We start from the raw sequence: 14,911 nt of genomic DNA, 5'->3' as shown, positions 1-14,911 counted from the left end.
ATCATTCACCTGTGACGTCGAGCAGCTCGACCTTGAAGATCAGGGTCTCGTGGGGACCGATGGGGCCCTGGCCCTGAGCGCCATAGGCGAGCGCGGAGGGAATCACCACTTCCCAGGTATCGCCCACGCTCATCAGCTGCAGGGCCTCCTGCCAGCCCTCGATGACCTGGCCCACCTGGAAGCTAACCGGCTCGCCGCGCTGGTAGGAGCTGTCGAAGACGGTGCCGTCGATCAGTGCGCCCTGGTAGTGGACCTGGACGGTATCGCCGGCCGCGGGCGTGGCGCCGTCGCCGCTTTCCAGTTCGCGATACTGCAGGCCGGAGTCGGTGACCGTCACGCCCTCCTGCTCGGCGTTCTCGGCCAGGTAGGCCTCGCCCTCGGCGCGGTTGGCGGCGGCCTTCTGCTCGGCCTCGGCTTCGCGGGTGGCCATGGCCTGCTGCTGGAAGGCGGTCAGGGCCTCGGCCATCTCCTGGTCGCTCATCTCCAGCTCGTCGCCGCCGAAGACGTCGCGAATGGCCTGGGTGAAGGCGTCGATGTCGAGGTCCTCAACGTCCTGCTGGATGCTCTGGCCCAGGGTCACGCCGAGGCTGTAGCTCAGCTTCTCGTCCTCGGTTTCCGGTGCGGCGAGGGCCAGCGGGGCGGCGGTCAGCAGGGCCGCGAGGGAGGCGGTGGTCAGCAGTGTCTTCATGAAACAACCTTGTGGTCCGGCGCCGTGGCGCCGTGGATGGATAGAATAAGCAAGATCGGAATGCTGGGACTCTAACAGTGCCGAATCGGTTCCGCACCCGCGAACGATGCCGGCAAACCGGTCCGCTGGCGCCCCGCGGCGGGGGGTCAGGTGATCAGGGTGGGGCAGTGGGCGGAGCCGGCCACCCGCTGGGCGACGCTACCCAACAGCAGGCTCTTGTCGCCATTGGTGCCCTGGGAGCCGATCACGATCAGGTCGCACTCGCGCTTGCGGGCGAAGCGCACGATGGTACGCGATGGCCGGCCGCCCTTGACGAAGGCGCGCACTCGCTCCGAGGGCACCCCGAGTTCCACGGCCTGAGCCTTGGCATGCACCGCGATCTCGGTAGCGTACTCCTTGAGCACGTCGTCAGGGAGATCTAGCTTGTCGGGGCGCACCATCGAGAGCGAGGCCTCCAGCAGGCTGTGGTGCTTGAAGACACACAGGATGTAGAGCTCGGCGCCGGTGAGCATCTGCAGGCCCGAGCCCTTCTCCAGGGCCTTCATGGCGCCCTTGGAACCGTCTACCGGGACCAGTATGCGATTGAACATGATCATCGTTCTCCTAAGGCCAGGACGCGAGACTTACCGGAAGGCCAGGTCGCGAAGGAAGAGGGCGATCTGCGGAAACAGGATCAGCAGAGCCGCCGCCAGCACCAGGATCAAGATAAAGGGCGGCGTGCCCTTGATCACGTCCAGGTAGGGCCGCTTGAAGATGGCGATCGCGGTGAAGATGTCACAGCCGAAGGGCGGCGTCGCCGAACCGATGGCCACCTGCAGGGTGATCAGGATACCGACCAGCACCGGGTCCAGGCCGGTGGCCTCGACGGCGGGGGCGAAGATCGGCGTCAGCACCAGGATCACCACGATGGGATCGACGAACATGCACGCCACGAAGAAGGCGATGCAGATGGCGATCAGCACGCCGGTGGGGCCCGCCTCGTGAATGCCTGCTGCCGCCAGGAGCTCCTGGGGGATCTGGGCGAAGGAGATGATCCAGGAGAAGCCGTTACCCACCGCGACCAGGATGAACACCACGGCGGTGATCAGGCCGGTGGACTTGGCGATCGCATAGATGTCCGGGAGCTTCAGGGAACGGAAGATCAGGAACTCCAGGAAGATGGCATAGAGCACGCAGGCCGCCGCCGCCTCGGTCGGGCTGAACACACCGCCGTAGATGCCGCCGACGATGATCACCGGGAAACCCAGCGGCCACAGCGCCAGGCGCACCGCGGTGAAGCGCTCGCCCCAGCCCGACTTCGGCTCGGTGGGAACGTGGCGCAGGGTGGCGTAGATCACGCAGTAGACGGAGAACATCAGCAGGATCAGCAGCCCCGGGCCGATGCCGGCGATGAACAGCTCGGCGATGGAGGTCCCCGAGATGACCCCGTAGATGATCATGCCGATGCTCGGCGGGATCAGGAAGGCGATGTCGCTGGAGTTGATGATCAGCGCCAGGGTGAAGGAGTCGGAGTAGCCGGCCTTGAGCATCTTGGGGCGCAGGGGCGAGCCGACGGCCACCACGGTGGCCTGGGTGGAGCCCGACACCGCGCCGAACAGGGTGCAGGAGGCGGCGGTACTGACCGCCAGCCCGCCCTTCACGTGGCCGATGAAGGACATCACCATGTTGATCAGGCGCTCGGCCGACTGGCCCCGCGTCATGATGTCCGCGGCGAGGATGAACATCGGCACCGCAATCAGCGACGCCGGCCGGATGCCCGCCATCATCTGCTGGATCAGCGTATCCATCTGGCCCAGGCCGTTGAACATCATGAAGAAACCGATGACCGCCGCGGTGATCAGCGGGATCATCATGGGAAAGCCCAGCAGCAGCAGGGCGATCATGGTGGTAACCATTATTGTCGTCATCGTGCGTTCCCCCGGGCTCTCTGCCCTCCGTCAGACTTCCGTTTCCGTATCCTTGTAGCCGTCGAGCACGCCGGTCGACAGGTAGACGTCCCGCGAGGTCAGGTTCTTGATCGCGGTGAGCAGGTACTGGATGCCGGTGATCAGGAAGCCGAGCGGTGCCCAGACGTAGATGATCCAGATCGGGAAGCCCAGTGCCGGCAGGATCCTGCCCTTGCCGTAGAGATCCAGGATGTAGATGACCGAGTAGTAGAGCAGGAAGAACATCACCAGCGAGGTGACCAGCGCGATGAAGATCATCAGCGCCTTGCGCCCGCCGACGGGCAGGGCATCGTAGATGGCCGACATGCGGATATGGCGGCCGTGCCGGGCGGCGTAGCCGATGCCGGCGAAGGTGATCATGATGATCAGGATGCGGTTGATCTCGCCAGAGAAGTAGATGCTGTCGCCGAACACGAAGCGGGCGATGACGTTGGCGATGGTGTTGAAGGCCATCAGCAGCACGCCGAGCGCCAGGATGACCGCCTCGAGCTTGCTGATGAAGGTGTCGATGGTGCCCAGAAAGCCCGGCAATCCCGAGCGGTAATGCTTTTCGGACTCTTCTTCGGTCATGTCCGCGCTCCCTTTCAGCATGCGATGCGGGAAAACAGGGATTCCCTCAGGGCCAGCATACGCGTCGCGATCGGGCACCGAGACCCGAGACCTCAACGCTTTGTGTACGCTCGCCCGTGCCCGGAAATTCCCTGTCCAGAAACAGCAGGGGGGTGGCCCGGGCAGGCCACCCCCCTGTTAGGGCCGACGTCGGTTGCGGTTACTCCGCGTCGCTGCTCACGGCCTCGAGATCGGCCTTGAACTGCTCGAGCAGTTCCTTGCCTCTCTCGCCGGTCATGTCGATGAACTCTTCCTCGACCTGGGGCGCACGCTCCTTGAAGGCCTGGATCTGCTCATCGTCGAGACGCGTCACGGTGACCTCGTCGGAGGACGCCTGGATCTTTTCCAATGACTCTTCGGCCAGTCCCTGAATGTGCTCGATGGTGTGGTCGTAGGCCGCATCGGAGGCGGCACGTACCAGCTCCTTGTCCTCGTCGGAAAGGCCCTCGAAGAAGTCCTGGTTGGCCATCATCGCGGTGGTGAACCAGCCATGGCTGGTGAAGGTCAGATGCGGCGACACCTCGTAGAGGCCGCCGGACTCGATCCAGAAGATCGGGTTTTCCTGGCCGTCGATGATGCCGGTCTGCAGGCCGCCGTAGACTTCGCCCCAGGGCAGTGGCGTCGGCGTTGCGCCGAAGGCGCTGTAGGTCTCAGCCAGCAGCGGGTTGGTCATGGTGCGGATCTTCTTGTTCTCGAAGTCCGCCGGCGAGGTGATCGGCTCATCGGCGGTGACCACCATCTCGCCTTCCGGATACATCTGTAGCAGCTCCAGGCCCTGCTCGGCGTAGAGCTTCGGGAACATCTCGTTGATGGCCTTGCTCTCGTCGAAGAACTCGAGCACCTGCTCCATGTCGGTGGGCATCAGATAGGGGATGAAGAAGATCTGTGCCTCGGGGATCAGCGCGCCGGTAAAGCCAGGAGACTGGTTGACGAACTGCAGGATGCCGTTCTGGGTCTGCTCCATGATGTCGTCGGACTCACCGAGCTCGCCGAAGCGATAGATCTGCAGCGTGTGATCGGAGTTGGCCTCAATGTAGTCCTTGAAGGCGACCGCGAAGACGTCCTGGACGTCGCCATCGTACTCTTCGTGGGCATAGCGCCAGTTATCGGCGACGGCGGCGGTGGACATGCCAATCATCAGGGCGCCAATACCGGCGCTCGTCAACAGCTTCTGTGACTTCATTCTTGTGATCCCTCTACAGGTTTAACCCGTGATGGGATGATCCATCGGCGGGTGTCTGGTGAACATGGCATTCACGCGACTGATTTTCAGGCTAGCGTGGCGGCTATGAGGGGTCAAGCTGGCTTATTAGCATCTTAAGTTTGTTGAGGTTCGGCGCGTCGTGAAGCCGCAGGCGATCGGCGAGGAGCCCCAGCGGGTCGGGAAGCGGTGTGGGTAATCGGCGGATGCCGCGCCCGCTCAGGGCCAAGCGCTGCAGGCGAGAGAGGGCCTCGCGCTCGGCCTGGAGCTCGGCCTGCTGAAGCGTGCGGCGCAGCTCAGCGATGCCCTCGTCTTGCCGTGCCTCGGCCTTGAGGGCCCGGCGTAGATGGCGCAGCGGTGCCGTGACGTCGCGCTGCCAGTGGCGCACCGCGTCGGGGTCGGCATCCGAGGTCAGGCCGTGGCGATAGAGCCAGCAGTGCCAGAGCAGCTCGCAGACATCCAGGCCGGCCTCGTCCTGCAGCGTCAGGCAGGCCCCCTCGACCCCGTCGCGCCCGTAGAGGGCCAGCGCGAACTCCCAGAGTGGGTCGCGGCGCAGACGGGCCCGCAGAGCGTCGGGCAATTGGGTAGAATCGTGGGTCATGACACGCTGTCGCCCCTGGGCGGCGGCCTCACCGACTGCCGAGTGGAGCCTGCATGATCGCACTGCGCCAAGTTTCCCTGCAACGCGGCACCCAGACCCTGCTGGAGGGGGCCGACCTGACCCTGCACGCCGGCCACAAGGCGGGAATCGTCGGGCCTAACGGCGCGGGCAAGTCCAGCCTGTTCAAGCTGTTGCTCGGCGAGCTGGCCCCGGACAAGGGCGAGGTGGAGATGAGCGGCGGGCAGCGCATCGCCCACATGGATCAGGAGGTGGAGGCCCTGGAGCGCTCCATCGTCGACTATGTGCTCGACGGTGACCGCGAGCTGCGTCGCACCGAGGCGGCCCTCGATCAGGCCCGCCACCGGGAAGAGGCCCACCGCGAGGCCGAGCTGCACGGCGCCATCGAGGCGCTGGACGGCTACAGCGCACCGGCCCGCGCCGCCCAGCTGCTGGTGGGGCTGGGCTTCATCCAGGCCGACCTGGACCGGCCGCTGTCGGCCTTTTCTGGCGGCTGGCGCATGCGCGTCAACCTGGCGCGCACGCTGTTCAAGCCGTCCGATCTGCTGCTGCTCGACGAGCCCACCAACCACCTGGACCTGGATGCGTTGCTGTGGCTCGAGCAGTGGCTCACCCGCTATCCTGGCACCCTGTTGCTGATCTCCCACGATCGTGACTTCCTCGACGCGGTGTGCGACCACATCGTGCACTTCGATCGCCAATCGCTTGCGCTTTATCGCGGCAACTACTCCACTTTCGAGCGGACCCGCGCCGAGAAGCTGGCCCTGCAGCAGGCCGAGGCCGCCAAGCAGCAGGCCCGCCGCGAGGAGATCGAACGCTTCGTAGCGCGGTTCCGCTACCAGGCGACCAAGGCGCGCGCCGCCCAGAGCCGCCTGAAGATGCTCGAGCGCATGGGCGACATCGCCGTGGCCCACGCCGACTCGCCCTTCCACTTCACCATTCCCTCTGCCGACAAGGCCTCCCACCCGCTGCTGGTGCTCGACGAGGCGCGGCTCGGCTATCGTCACGCCGATGGCCACGAGACGGCGCAGCTCGACGACGTCAAGGTGACCCTGCTGCCGGGCCAGCGCATCGGCCTGCTGGGCCCCAACGGGGCCGGCAAGTCGACCCTGATCAAGTCGCTCACCGGCGATCTGCCACTGCTGGCCGGGCGACGGGTGCCCGGCGAGCACCTGGCGATCGGCTACTTTGCCCAGCACCAGCTGGAGGGGCTGGATCTGGCCTCCACGCCGTTCCAGCACGTGCAGCGCCTCTCGCCCACCGCGGCGGACCTGGACATCCGCAAGTTCCTGGGTGGCTTCGGGTTCCACGGCGATGATGTGTTCTCCGAGGTGGGGCGCTTCTCCGGTGGTGAGAAGGCGCGCCTGGCGCTCTCCCTGGTGGCCTGGCAGAAGCCCAACCTGCTGCTGCTCGACGAGCCTACCAACCACCTGGACCTGGAGATGCGCGAGGCGCTCACCGAGGCGCTGGCGAGCTTCGCGGGCACGGTGATCATCGTCTCCCACGATCGCCACCTGCTGCGGGCCACCGTGGACGAGTTCTGGCGGGTGGCCGACCACGGCGTCACGCCCTTCGACGGCGACCTGGAGGACTACCGGGCCTGGCTCAAGAGCCGTCTGGAGGACGAGCGCCGCGAGGTCCGGGCCGACAAGGCCGAGCGCCAGGAGGCGGGGAGCGCGCCTCGGGAGGATCGCAAGGCGACGCGCCGGGCGGCGGCGGAGCTGCGTGAGAAGCTGCGCCCGCTCAAGCGCGACCGCGACCGGGCCGAGCAGGCCATGGAGAAGGTCCAGGCCGAGCTCGCCGGGGTCGAGGAGGGCCTGGGGGATGCCGACCTCTATACCGACCCGGCGCGCAAGGAGGAGCTCACCGAGCGCCTCGGTCGCCAGGGCGAGCTCAAGTCGCGTCTGGAAGACTTGGAACAGGCCTGGCTGGAGGCCGAGGAGGCGCTGGAAGAAGCCGCGCTGCGCGCGGAGCTTTAAGCGGTAAGAGCGCCGCTTCGCGGCTGGAAGCTAGAAGAAAACCCCTTGGACCGAGTTTGGAAGTGACATGCTGGCTTCCAGCTTCCAGCTTCCAGCTTCCAGCTTTCAGCTTTCGAGCAGGAAGGTGACCGGTCCGTCGTTGATCAGCGAGACCTGCATGTCGGCGGCGAATTCGCCGCTCGCCACCGTCGGCCAGGCCGCCCGGGCGCGCTCGAGCAGGTAGTGGAAGAGGCGCTCGCCCTCGGCGGGCGGTGCCGCGCTGGAGAAGCTCGGCCGCAGCCCCTTGCGGGTGTCGGCGGCCAGGGTGAACTGCGAGACCAGCAGCAGTCCACCCTCGGCCTGCTGCAGGTTGAGGTTCATCTTGCCGGCCGCGTCGGCGAAGACGCGGTAGTGCAGCAGCTTGTGCAGCAGCCGGTCGGCCGCGGCCTCGTCGTCACCCTTCTCGACGCCCACCAGGGCCAGCAGTCCCGGGCCGATGGCGCCCACCTCCCGGTCTTCCACCTCTACGCTGGCGCGTCGCACGCGCTGGATCAGGGCCTTCATCGGATGGGCTCTCCTTGCGGATGTCTCGGGCGGTCAAGCCTAGCACGGCGGCTTCCTCGAGGGCCGCCCCTCAGCGGCCCAGCAGGTCGTCCCGGAAGCCCTCGCCCAGCGGGTCGTCGCCCAGCCAGATGCCGAACAGCGCGTTGGCGAGCGCCTGGTCGCCGCCTGAATAGAGGAGCTCGCCGTTCAAGGCGAGGGTCAGGGCCTCGCCGTCCCAGCCCAGGGCGTAACGGTCGCCGGGGCTGACGTCGCGATAACGCCCGTTGAAGGTGGAAAGGCTCGACGCGAGGCGGGCGAATTCGTTGTCGGGCAGGGACTTCTGCACCCGCTCGCGGGTCACCTCGGCGAAGTCGCCGGCCTCGATGGCGTGGAAGTACTCGAGCTCCAGGCGGCGCGGCACCTCGGATTGCGGCGCCGGGCGGGGGTAGCCGGCGGCCTGGTAGTAGGCGCCGGCATAGGCGTCCCAGATCATGTAGCGAAAGAGGCCGTGGCCGATACGCTCGTAGCGGCGCTCGTCGACCTCCAGCGTGGCGGGGAAGCGGGCGCCCTCGACCTCGACGGACGCCCGCTCGGCAGACACGGCCGCAGTGGGCAGCGCGGTCGCCAGGGCCGCGAGCAGCAGGACGCCGCGGGTGCGGAACGAAGCCATGGGGTGGACCTCACGCGACAGGGTGTGTTTCGTACTGACACCGGAGTAGCGTATAGGTTCTGTACAGCTACGTGTAGCCCTCTCGTCGGATGGCCCTCTAGATGGATGATCCTCTACCAGGCTCGACAGAGCATGATGTCGCAGTGGGGCTCCGAGAGCAGGCGCTCGGTGATCTGGCTCTGGCGGCCCAGCTGCCCGCGGCTGCCCAGCGCGAGCAGGTCGGGCGGCTGGCGACGCAGCCGGGTCATCAACACCTCCAGGGGGTCGCCCTGCTCGAGCACCAGCTCGAGTTCCGGGACGTCGTCGAGCTCGCCCATCAGCTGCTCGGTCTCGCGTTCGAGATGGGTGCGCAGCCGCTCCACCTCGCGGTCGCGCCAGCGGGCGTAGTCGCCGTTCGAGCCCAGCTCGCGCTCGCCGGGAATGTCCCAGGCGTGCAGCAGGGTCAGTCGCGCCTCGGGGAAGCGCCGCAGCGTCTCGCGCAGGGTTTGGCGGGAGGTCAGCGAGAAATCCACCGGCACGAGGATGTCGTGCCACGCCTGAGTCGCCAGGTGGCTGACCGAGAGCACCGGGCAGGGGGCGCTGCGCAGCACCCGGGCGAGGGTGGTGCCGGCCACCAGGTCGGGCTGCCCGCGCTTGCGATGGGCACCGAGGATGATCATGTCGGCCTGGCGCTCGTGGGCCTCGCGGATGATCTCGGCATAGGGTGCGCCGGCCATGGTCTGGATCAGGCTCTGAGGCTCGGGCAGGGCATAGTCCTCACGCAGGTCTGTGAGGGTGGTGCGGATGTCTGCCACCACGGCCTCCTCCAGGTCGTGGAGGACGCGACGGGGCAGGTAGGGGTCTAGCACATGGATGATGTCGAGGCGAGCGCCGCTCTCCACCGCGAGGCGCACGGCGCGGGCGAAGGCGGCGCGATTCTCGGCGGAGAGGTCGCTGGCGAACAGCAGGGTCTGGCTCATGATGACTCCCTCCCGGACAGGAAGATCTCGATGGCACCGCTCTCAGCATGGGTGGCCCCGGGGAAGGGCGCAAGGCCGCCTGCCTACCACCAGGCATGGAAGTGATGCACCGGGCCGTGTCCCCGCCCCACATCGAGGCGATGGCTCTGCTCGAGCGCCCGCGACAGCCAGGCCTTGGCGGCGGCCACCGCCTCGGGTAGGGCGTCGCCCAGGGCCAGGCGCGCGGTGATCGCCGAGGAGAGCGTGCAGCCGGTGCCGTGCAGGTTGCCGGTATCGATGCGTGGGCCCTCCAACCACGTCATGGCGTCGGCCGTGATCAGCAGGTCCGGGCAGGCCTTGCCGCGCAGTTGGCCGCCCTTGAGCAACACCGCTCCGGCGCTCAACTCACGCAGCGCGGGGGCCATCGCCTGCATCCCGTCGCGGTCCTTGGGTACCGGGCGGTCGAGCAGCACCGCCGCCTCCGGCAGGTTCGGGGTGATCAGGTCGGCCATCGGCACCAGGCAGTCGCGCACCGCGGCGATGCCGGCGTCGTCGACCAGGATGTCGCCGCTCTTGGCCACCATCACCGGGTCGAGCACCACCCAGCGTGGCCGCCGGCCGGCAAGGCCCTCGCGGATCGCCTCGGCCACCGGGTGGCTGGCCACCATGCCGACCTTCACCGCGTCGATGGCGATGTCGTCGAGCAGGGTGTCGAGCTGGGTGGCGATGAAGTCGGCCGGCACCGGGTGCACGCCGGTGACGCCGCGGGTGTTCTGCGCGGTCAGGGCGGTGATCACGCTGGTACCATAGCTGCCCAGGGCCGAGAAGGTCTTGAGGTCGGCCTGGATGCCGGCGCCGCCGCCGGGATCGGAGCCGGCGATGGTCAGGGTATTGGGAATCGAACGGGGGGTGGCCATTAGCGTCTTGTCATTGCTTTCGAAGGGAACCGATAGCCTACTGCAGGGAGGGGGCGCGGTGCCATGCTGATGCTGTTCCTGGTGGCGCTGGCCAGCGCCACCCTGCTGCCCGGCGGCTCCGAGGTGTGGCTGGCGCGACTCTGGTGCCAGGGCGAGCCGGGGTGGTGGCTGTGGGGCGTGGCCAGCGTCGGCAACACTCTGGGCAGCCTCGTCAACGTGGGCCTAGGGCGCTATGCCCGCCATTTCCAGGATCGCCGCTGGTTTCCGGTCTCGCGGCAGGGGTTGGCGCGCGCCGAGCGCTGGTACCTCCGCTTCGGCGAGTGGAGCCTGCTGGCGTCCTGGGCGCCGGTCATCGGCGACCCGCTCACCGTGCTGGCCGGTATCCTGCGCCTGCCCTGGTGGCGGGCGATCCTGCTGATCGCCGTGGCCAAGGGCGCGCGCTATGCCCTGGTGCTGTGGCTCGCCGAGGCCTGGCTGGCCCCGCTGTGCGCCTGACTGTGTGGCTGACCGCTTGACTGACTAACAGGCCGACAACGATGAGGGGCCACCCGCAGGCGGCCCCTCGTCGGTGCGCTACCTGCCGGGATCAATCGCCGGTGGTGTCGCCTTGCGGGTTGCGAGCGTTGTAGTAGGCCTGCTCGGAGATGGCGTGATAGTTCACGACCTTCTCCTGGAAGGCCTGGTAGGAGTCGTAGATCTTCTGGGCCATCTCGCTGGACTCGGCGAGCTCGGCGACCACGTCGGCGGAGTGCTCCTTGGCCTGGGCCAGCACATCGGCCGGCAGGCGGCGCAGCTCCACCTCGTGCTCGTCGACCAGGGTCTCGAGGGCGTCGTTGTTGCGCGCGGTGTACTCGTCGAGCACATCGGCGTTCACGTCGCGCACGGCAGTGCGCAGGATCGCCTGCAGGTCGGCGGGCAGCGACGCCATGGCCTCCTCGTTGACGATCGCCTCGAACATCACCGTCGGCTCGTGCCAGCCGGGATAGTAGTAGTACTCGGCGGCCTGGTGCAGGCCGAAGGCCAGGTCGTTGTAGGGGCCGATCCACTCGGTGGCGTCGATGGCGCCGGACTGCAGGGAGGTGAAGATCTCGCCGCCCGGCATGTTGACGATGGCCACGCCCATGCGGTCCATCACCTCACCGCCGAGGCCCGGCATGCGCATCTTCAGGCCGTCCAGGTCGTCGACGGAGGTGATTTCCTTGTTGTACCAGCCGCCCATCTGCACGCCTGAGGCACCGGCGGCCATGACGTCGACGCCGAAGTCGTCATACAGCTCGTTCCACAGCGTCAGACCATCGCCGTAGTGCAGCCAGGCATTCATCTCCTGGGCGTTCATGCCAAAGGGCACGGCGGCGAAGAACTGCGCCGCCGGGGCCTTGCCTTTCCAGTAGTAGGAGGCGGAGTGGCCCAGCTCGGCGGTGCCCCCGGCGACCGCGTCGAACACCTCGAAGCCGGGGACCAGCTGACCGGCGCCGAACACCTCGATAGTCAGCCGGCCGTCAGACATTTCCTCGACCAGCGTGGCCAGCCGCTCGGGCCCCTGGCCCACGCCGGGGAAGTTCTTCGGCCAGGAGGTGACCATCTTCCACTCGAAGGTCTCCTGGGCCTGGGCGGTGTTGTCGATGCTGGAGACCAGCAGCAGGCCGGATGCGCCGGCGCTCATGGCCATGGCCATGGCGAGTGATCTGAGTTTCATACGGTGCCTCTCGTGTTGTGGGACTTGGTGTCGAGATGCCCTAGGGGACGGTTGGCGGTCAGACAGTCGGGGCGTGCCCGCCGTGAACGGCGCTCGCGCCGGTTCAGGACGCTGGCACTATAGCGAACCGGGCCGCCTGTGCTGCTAACTCTCAGTCCACGCTCGGTGTCAGACAGCGCCGCGCCCGGGCCAGGCCCGGGCGAACGTGCGTGCTAGAACTGGTCCGGCAGCCAGGTGGCGAGCCCGGGGAAGAAGGCCAGGGCCAGCAGCATGGCCAGCTGCAGCACGATGAACGGCATGACGCCCCTGTAGATCGCCGAGGTGGGCACCGAGTCCGGCGCCACACCGCGCAGGTAGAAGAGCGCGAAGCCGAAGGGCGGCGTGAGGAAGGAGGTCTGCAGGTTGATGGCGATCATGATGCCGAGCCAGATGGGATCGAGGCCCATGGCCAGCAGGATCGGCCCGACGATCGGCACCACCACGAAGGTGATCTCGATGAAGTCGAGGATGAAGCCGAGGAGGAAGATCACCAGCATCACGATCAGCGTCGCCCCGACCACGCCGCCGGGCATGCCCTCGAAGACCTCGGTCACCAGCTCCTCGCCACCGTAGGCGCGGAACACCAGCGAGAACAGCGCCGCGCCGATCAGGATCAGGAACACCATGGTGGTGACGTGGGTGGTGGAGCGCAGCACCTCCTTGAGGGTGGCGAGGTCCAGACGGCGATAGGCCAGGGCCAGCATCAGCGCGCCGAAGGCGCCCACGGCCGAGGCCTCGGTGGGGGTCGCGAAGCCGCCGAGGATCGAGCCCAGCACCACCACGATCAGCACGATGGGCGGCACCAGCCCCTTGAGCAGCAGCAGACCGAGGCCGCCCTCGTGGCCGAGTTCTTCCATCAGCTCACGGCGGTCGACGGCCGGCGCGGCGCTGGGCTTCCACCAGGCGATCACGGCGACATAGGCGATATAGAACACCACCAGCACCAGACCGGGTATCAGCGCGCCCATGAACAGGTCGCCCACCGAGACCGTCTTGGGGCTGAAGATGCCCATGGAGAGCTGAGCCTGCTGGTAGGCCGAGGAGAGCACGTCGCCCAGCAGCACCAGGGCGATGGAGGGCGGGATGATCTGGCCTAGGGTGCCCGTGGCGCAGATGGTGCCGGTGGCCAGCGGCATGCTGTAGCCGCGCTTGAGCATGGTCGGCAGCGACATCAGGCCCATGGTGACCACGGTGGCGCCGACGATGCCGGTGGAGGCGGCCAGCAGCATGCCGACCAGGGTCACCGAGATGCCCAAGCCCCCGCGCAGCGAGCCGAACAGCAGGGCCATGGCCTCGAGCAGGGTCTCGGCGACCTTCGACTTCTCCAGCAGCACGCCCATCAGCACGAACAGCGGCACCGCCAGCAGCGTCTGGTTAGTCATGATGCCGTAGAGGCGATTGGGGAAGGCGCCCAGGTAGCCGGCATCGAAGTGGGCATCGATGCCCAGGGACTCGAGCCCGAGGCCGAGGCCGGCGAAGGCCAGCGCGGTGCCGGCCAGCGACAGCGCGACCGGGTAGCCGGCCATCAACACCAGGCAGATGACGACGAAGAGGACCAGTGGCATGAACTCCAACATCACAGGTGCTCCTCGTGGGTCTCGTCGTCATGGGTGGCGGCCAGGCGCCCGGTCAGCACGTAGACGTTCTTCACGGCCTCGACCAGGGCCTGGAGGATCATCAGGCCGGCGAACAGCGGGATCAGCGTCTTGAGCAGGAAGACGCCGGGAATGCCGCCGGAGTCGGGCGAGCCCTCGAGGATCGCCCAGGACTTGCCGACGTAGCCCAGGCTCGACAGGATCACGAAGCCCATTACCGGCAGCAGCAGCAGCAGGGTGCCGGCGAGGTCGACCAGCGCCTTGCGCTTCGGCGTCATCGCCCGATAGAAGATGTCCACCCGCACATGGCCGTCGTGCTTGAGGGTGTAGGCGGCGGCCAGCATGAACACCACGGCGTGCATGTACATCACCGACTCCTGCATGGGGATGCTGTTGACGCTGAAGGCGTAGCGCAGCACCACGATCAGGAACTGGATGAGCATCATCACAAGGATCAGCCAGGAGAGGCTGTTGCCTAGCCGCTCCGAGGCGCGGTCGAGCCAGGCGATGATGCCCGGCAGCTCGCGGGATTGGGCCATGGGGTGGTCTCGCTGTGTCGATCTGGGCATGTGAAGGGGCGGATGGTCGCACACCGGAGGCGGACTGACCGCCGCGGCGACCAACGCTGACTATACGTTACCGACCCACTGAGCGTCAGTGTCGACGGCGTTCGCTCGTCTGCCGGCCGGCGGCCAGACAGCTGGTCAGGCAGGCATCGGGCAGCCGCACGTCCACGGCGATGGGCAGGTGGTCCGAGAAGAGGTGCTCGAGCACCCGCACCTCGTCCGCCTGGAGCGAGTCGGAGAGCAGGATGTGGTCCAGGGCGCGGCGCGGCTGCCAGGAGGGGTAGCTGAGCGGAGGGCGCACCGGGTGCAGCGGCAGCGAGGCGCGGAAGCGTTCGTGGCCGTGCAGCTGGTCCGGGGTGCAGTTGAGATCGCCCATCACCACCACGTGGCGCAGCGGGCGGATGATCTCGCTGAGGTAGTCGAGCTGTCGCACCCGGCCGCGATGGCTCAGCGCCAGGTGGGCGACGAACAGGTGCAGGGCATCGGGGCCCTCGCCGTAGCGGACATGGATCGCCCCGCGGCCGGGCAGGGTCCCAGGCAGGCGGTGCTCCTCGATGCGTGATGGCGTCAATCGCGAGAGCAGCCCGTTGCTGTGCTGGGCGATATGGCCCAGGTTGCGGTTGAGCTGCTGGAAATGGTGGGGAAAGCCGGCATGGGTGGCGAGGTATTCCACCTGGTTGATGTGGCTCGAGCGGAAGCTTCCGCCGTCGGCCTCCTGGAGGCCGACGATGTCGAAGCGGCCGAGTACCTCGCCGATCATGTTCAGGCGCTGCCGCCGTTTCGGGTGCGGGAGGAAGTGCTGCCAGCTGCGCGTCAGGTAGTGATGGTAGGCCGAGGTCTGTATGCCCACCTGCAGGTTGAAGGTGAGCAGCTTCAAGTGGCCGCCCTCGAGTAGCGGTGTCCTTGCCTCGGCCAGGTGGGGCATC

16 protein-coding genes are annotated in these 14,911 nt (G+C 67.3%); 2 read left to right on the top strand and 14 right to left on the bottom strand.

The annotated features are described in order from the left end of the window. Position 1 precedes the first annotated feature (1 nt). From FEI13_RS00535 to FEI13_RS00510, 6 genes are all read right to left on the bottom strand, one after another. Complete coding sequence (locus FEI13_RS00535; protein WP_138178722.1) at positions 2-688, bottom strand: BamJ family beta-barrel-assembly machinery protein; 687 nt, start codon at positions 686-688, stop codon at positions 2-4. A 146-nt stretch (positions 689-834) separates the two neighbouring features. Further along, the gene (locus FEI13_RS00530; RefSeq protein WP_138178721.1) at positions 835-1,278 is read right to left on the bottom strand and encodes a universal stress protein; all 444 of its coding nucleotides are present in this window, start codon (positions 1,276-1,278) and stop codon (positions 835-837) included. 33 nt (positions 1,279-1,311) lie between these two features. Then, positions 1,312-2,595, bottom strand: a complete 1,284-nt coding sequence (locus tag FEI13_RS00525) for a TRAP transporter large permease (protein WP_138178720.1) — start codon at positions 2,593-2,595, stop codon at positions 1,312-1,314. A gap of 30 nt (positions 2,596-2,625) precedes the next feature. Next, positions 2,626-3,204, bottom strand: coding sequence for a TRAP transporter small permease (locus FEI13_RS00520; RefSeq protein ID WP_138178719.1), 579 nt, complete (start codon positions 3,202-3,204; stop codon positions 2,626-2,628). Between the two features lie 199 nt (positions 3,205-3,403). Beyond that, positions 3,404-4,426 (bottom strand): TRAP transporter substrate-binding protein, encoded by a 1,023-nt coding sequence (locus FEI13_RS00515; protein ID WP_138178718.1) that lies wholly within the window; start codon positions 4,424-4,426, stop codon positions 3,404-3,406. Positions 4,427-4,529: 103 nt separating this feature from the next. Beyond that, positions 4,530-5,045 carry a TIGR02444 family protein gene (locus FEI13_RS00510; RefSeq protein ID WP_138178717.1) on the bottom strand — a complete coding sequence of 172 codons (516 nt, stop codon included), beginning with the start codon at positions 5,043-5,045 and terminating at the stop codon, positions 4,530-4,532. Positions 5,046-5,098: 53 nt separating this feature from the next. Here FEI13_RS00510 and FEI13_RS00505 point away from each other — a divergent pair, with 53 nt between their 5' ends. Beyond that, the gene (locus FEI13_RS00505; RefSeq protein WP_138178716.1) at positions 5,099-7,042 is read left to right on the top strand and encodes an ATP-binding cassette domain-containing protein; all 1,944 of its coding nucleotides are present in this window, start codon (positions 5,099-5,101) and stop codon (positions 7,040-7,042) included. Between the two features lie 105 nt (positions 7,043-7,147). On the opposite strand, the gene dtd is transcribed toward FEI13_RS00505, so the two are convergent. The 4 genes from dtd to thiD form a co-directional block, all read right to left on the bottom strand. Further along, on the bottom strand, positions 7,148-7,585 hold the full coding sequence (dtd, locus tag FEI13_RS00500; protein WP_138178715.1) for a D-aminoacyl-tRNA deacylase: 438 nt from the start codon (positions 7,583-7,585) through the stop codon (positions 7,148-7,150). Positions 7,586-7,655: 70 nt separating this feature from the next. Beyond that, the gene (locus FEI13_RS00495; protein WP_138178714.1) at positions 7,656-8,234 is read right to left on the bottom strand and encodes a chalcone isomerase family protein; all 579 of its coding nucleotides are present in this window, start codon (positions 8,232-8,234) and stop codon (positions 7,656-7,658) included. Positions 8,235-8,347: 113 nt separating this feature from the next. Then, positions 8,348-9,193 carry a universal stress protein gene (locus FEI13_RS00490; RefSeq protein ID WP_138178713.1) on the bottom strand — a complete coding sequence of 282 codons (846 nt, stop codon included), beginning with the start codon at positions 9,191-9,193 and terminating at the stop codon, positions 8,348-8,350. Positions 9,194-9,276: 83 nt separating this feature from the next. Next, positions 9,277-10,089 carry a bifunctional hydroxymethylpyrimidine kinase/phosphomethylpyrimidine kinase gene (gene thiD / locus FEI13_RS00485; RefSeq protein ID WP_138178712.1) on the bottom strand — a complete coding sequence of 271 codons (813 nt, stop codon included), beginning with the start codon at positions 10,087-10,089 and terminating at the stop codon, positions 9,277-9,279. 63 nt (positions 10,090-10,152) lie between these two features. On the opposite strand from thiD, the gene FEI13_RS00480 reads away from it, so the two are divergent. Further along, complete coding sequence (locus FEI13_RS00480; RefSeq protein WP_138178711.1) at positions 10,153-10,584, top strand: YqaA family protein; 432 nt, start codon at positions 10,153-10,155, stop codon at positions 10,582-10,584. A 91-nt stretch (positions 10,585-10,675) separates the two neighbouring features. On the opposite strand, the gene FEI13_RS00475 is transcribed toward FEI13_RS00480, so the two are convergent. The 4 genes from FEI13_RS00475 to FEI13_RS00460 form a co-directional block, all read right to left on the bottom strand. After that, complete coding sequence (locus FEI13_RS00475; protein ID WP_138178710.1) at positions 10,676-11,785, bottom strand: TRAP transporter substrate-binding protein; 1,110 nt, start codon at positions 11,783-11,785, stop codon at positions 10,676-10,678. A gap of 212 nt (positions 11,786-11,997) precedes the next feature. Continuing rightward, the gene (locus FEI13_RS00470; protein WP_138178709.1) at positions 11,998-13,401 is read right to left on the bottom strand and encodes a TRAP transporter large permease; all 1,404 of its coding nucleotides are present in this window, start codon (positions 13,399-13,401) and stop codon (positions 11,998-12,000) included. Then, complete coding sequence (locus FEI13_RS00465; protein WP_138178708.1) at positions 13,401-13,958, bottom strand: TRAP transporter small permease subunit; 558 nt, start codon at positions 13,956-13,958, stop codon at positions 13,401-13,403. The genes FEI13_RS00470 and FEI13_RS00465 overlap by 1 nt, the downstream gene beginning before the upstream one ends. Before the next feature lie 115 nt (positions 13,959-14,073). Beyond that, positions 14,074-14,910 carry an endonuclease/exonuclease/phosphatase family protein gene (locus FEI13_RS00460; protein ID WP_138178707.1) on the bottom strand — a complete coding sequence of 279 codons (837 nt, stop codon included), beginning with the start codon at positions 14,908-14,910 and terminating at the stop codon, positions 14,074-14,076. Position 14,911 lies beyond the last annotated feature (1 nt).

Origin of the sequence: Halomonas urmiana (assembly GCF_005780185.1) — a bacterium.
Lineage (GTDB): Bacteria > Pseudomonadota > Gammaproteobacteria > Pseudomonadales > Halomonadaceae > Halomonas > Halomonas urmiana.
Note: the sequence above shows the minus strand (reverse complement) of the source record. Positions and strands in the feature narration are given on the sequence as shown.

What these genes read in the sequence shown, in the direction of transcription:
- FEI13_RS00465 (WP_138178708.1), bottom strand. Translation starts at nt 13,958, where the DNA reads ATGGCCCAATCCCGCGAGCTGCCGGGCATCATCGCCTGGCTCGACCGC.
- thiD (WP_138178712.1), bottom strand. Translation starts at nt 10,089, where the DNA reads ATGGCCACCCCCCGTTCGATTCCCAATACCCTGACCATCGCCGGCTCC.
- FEI13_RS00460 (WP_138178707.1), bottom strand. Translation starts at nt 14,910, where the DNA reads ATGCCCCACCTGGCCGAGGCAAGGACACCGCTACTCGAGGGCGGCCAC.
- FEI13_RS00535 (WP_138178722.1), bottom strand. Translation starts at nt 688, where the DNA reads ATGAAGACACTGCTGACCACCGCCTCCCTCGCGGCCCTGCTGACCGCC.
- dtd (WP_138178715.1), bottom strand. Translation starts at nt 7,585, where the DNA reads ATGAAGGCCCTGATCCAGCGCGTGCGACGCGCCAGCGTAGAGGTGGAA.
- FEI13_RS00510 (WP_138178717.1), bottom strand. Translation starts at nt 5,045, where the DNA reads ATGACCCACGATTCTACCCAATTGCCCGACGCTCTGCGGGCCCGTCTG.
- FEI13_RS00525 (WP_138178720.1), bottom strand. Translation starts at nt 2,595, where the DNA reads ATGACGACAATAATGGTTACCACCATGATCGCCCTGCTGCTGCTGGGC.
- FEI13_RS00495 (WP_138178714.1), bottom strand. Translation starts at nt 8,234, where the DNA reads ATGGCTTCGTTCCGCACCCGCGGCGTCCTGCTGCTCGCGGCCCTGGCG.
- FEI13_RS00530 (WP_138178721.1), bottom strand. Translation starts at nt 1,278, where the DNA reads ATGTTCAATCGCATACTGGTCCCGGTAGACGGTTCCAAGGGCGCCATG.
- FEI13_RS00475 (WP_138178710.1), bottom strand. Translation starts at nt 11,785, where the DNA reads ATGAAACTCAGATCACTCGCCATGGCCATGGCCATGAGCGCCGGCGCA.
- FEI13_RS00520 (WP_138178719.1), bottom strand. Translation starts at nt 3,204, where the DNA reads ATGACCGAAGAAGAGTCCGAAAAGCATTACCGCTCGGGATTGCCGGGC.
- FEI13_RS00470 (WP_138178709.1), bottom strand. Translation starts at nt 13,401, where the DNA reads ATGTTGGAGTTCATGCCACTGGTCCTCTTCGTCGTCATCTGCCTGGTG.
- FEI13_RS00505 (WP_138178716.1), top strand. Translation starts at nt 5,099, where the DNA reads ATGATCGCACTGCGCCAAGTTTCCCTGCAACGCGGCACCCAGACCCTG.
- FEI13_RS00490 (WP_138178713.1), bottom strand. Translation starts at nt 9,193, where the DNA reads ATGAGCCAGACCCTGCTGTTCGCCAGCGACCTCTCCGCCGAGAATCGC.
- FEI13_RS00480 (WP_138178711.1), top strand. Translation starts at nt 10,153, where the DNA reads ATGCTGATGCTGTTCCTGGTGGCGCTGGCCAGCGCCACCCTGCTGCCC.
- FEI13_RS00515 (WP_138178718.1), bottom strand. Translation starts at nt 4,426, where the DNA reads ATGAAGTCACAGAAGCTGTTGACGAGCGCCGGTATTGGCGCCCTGATG.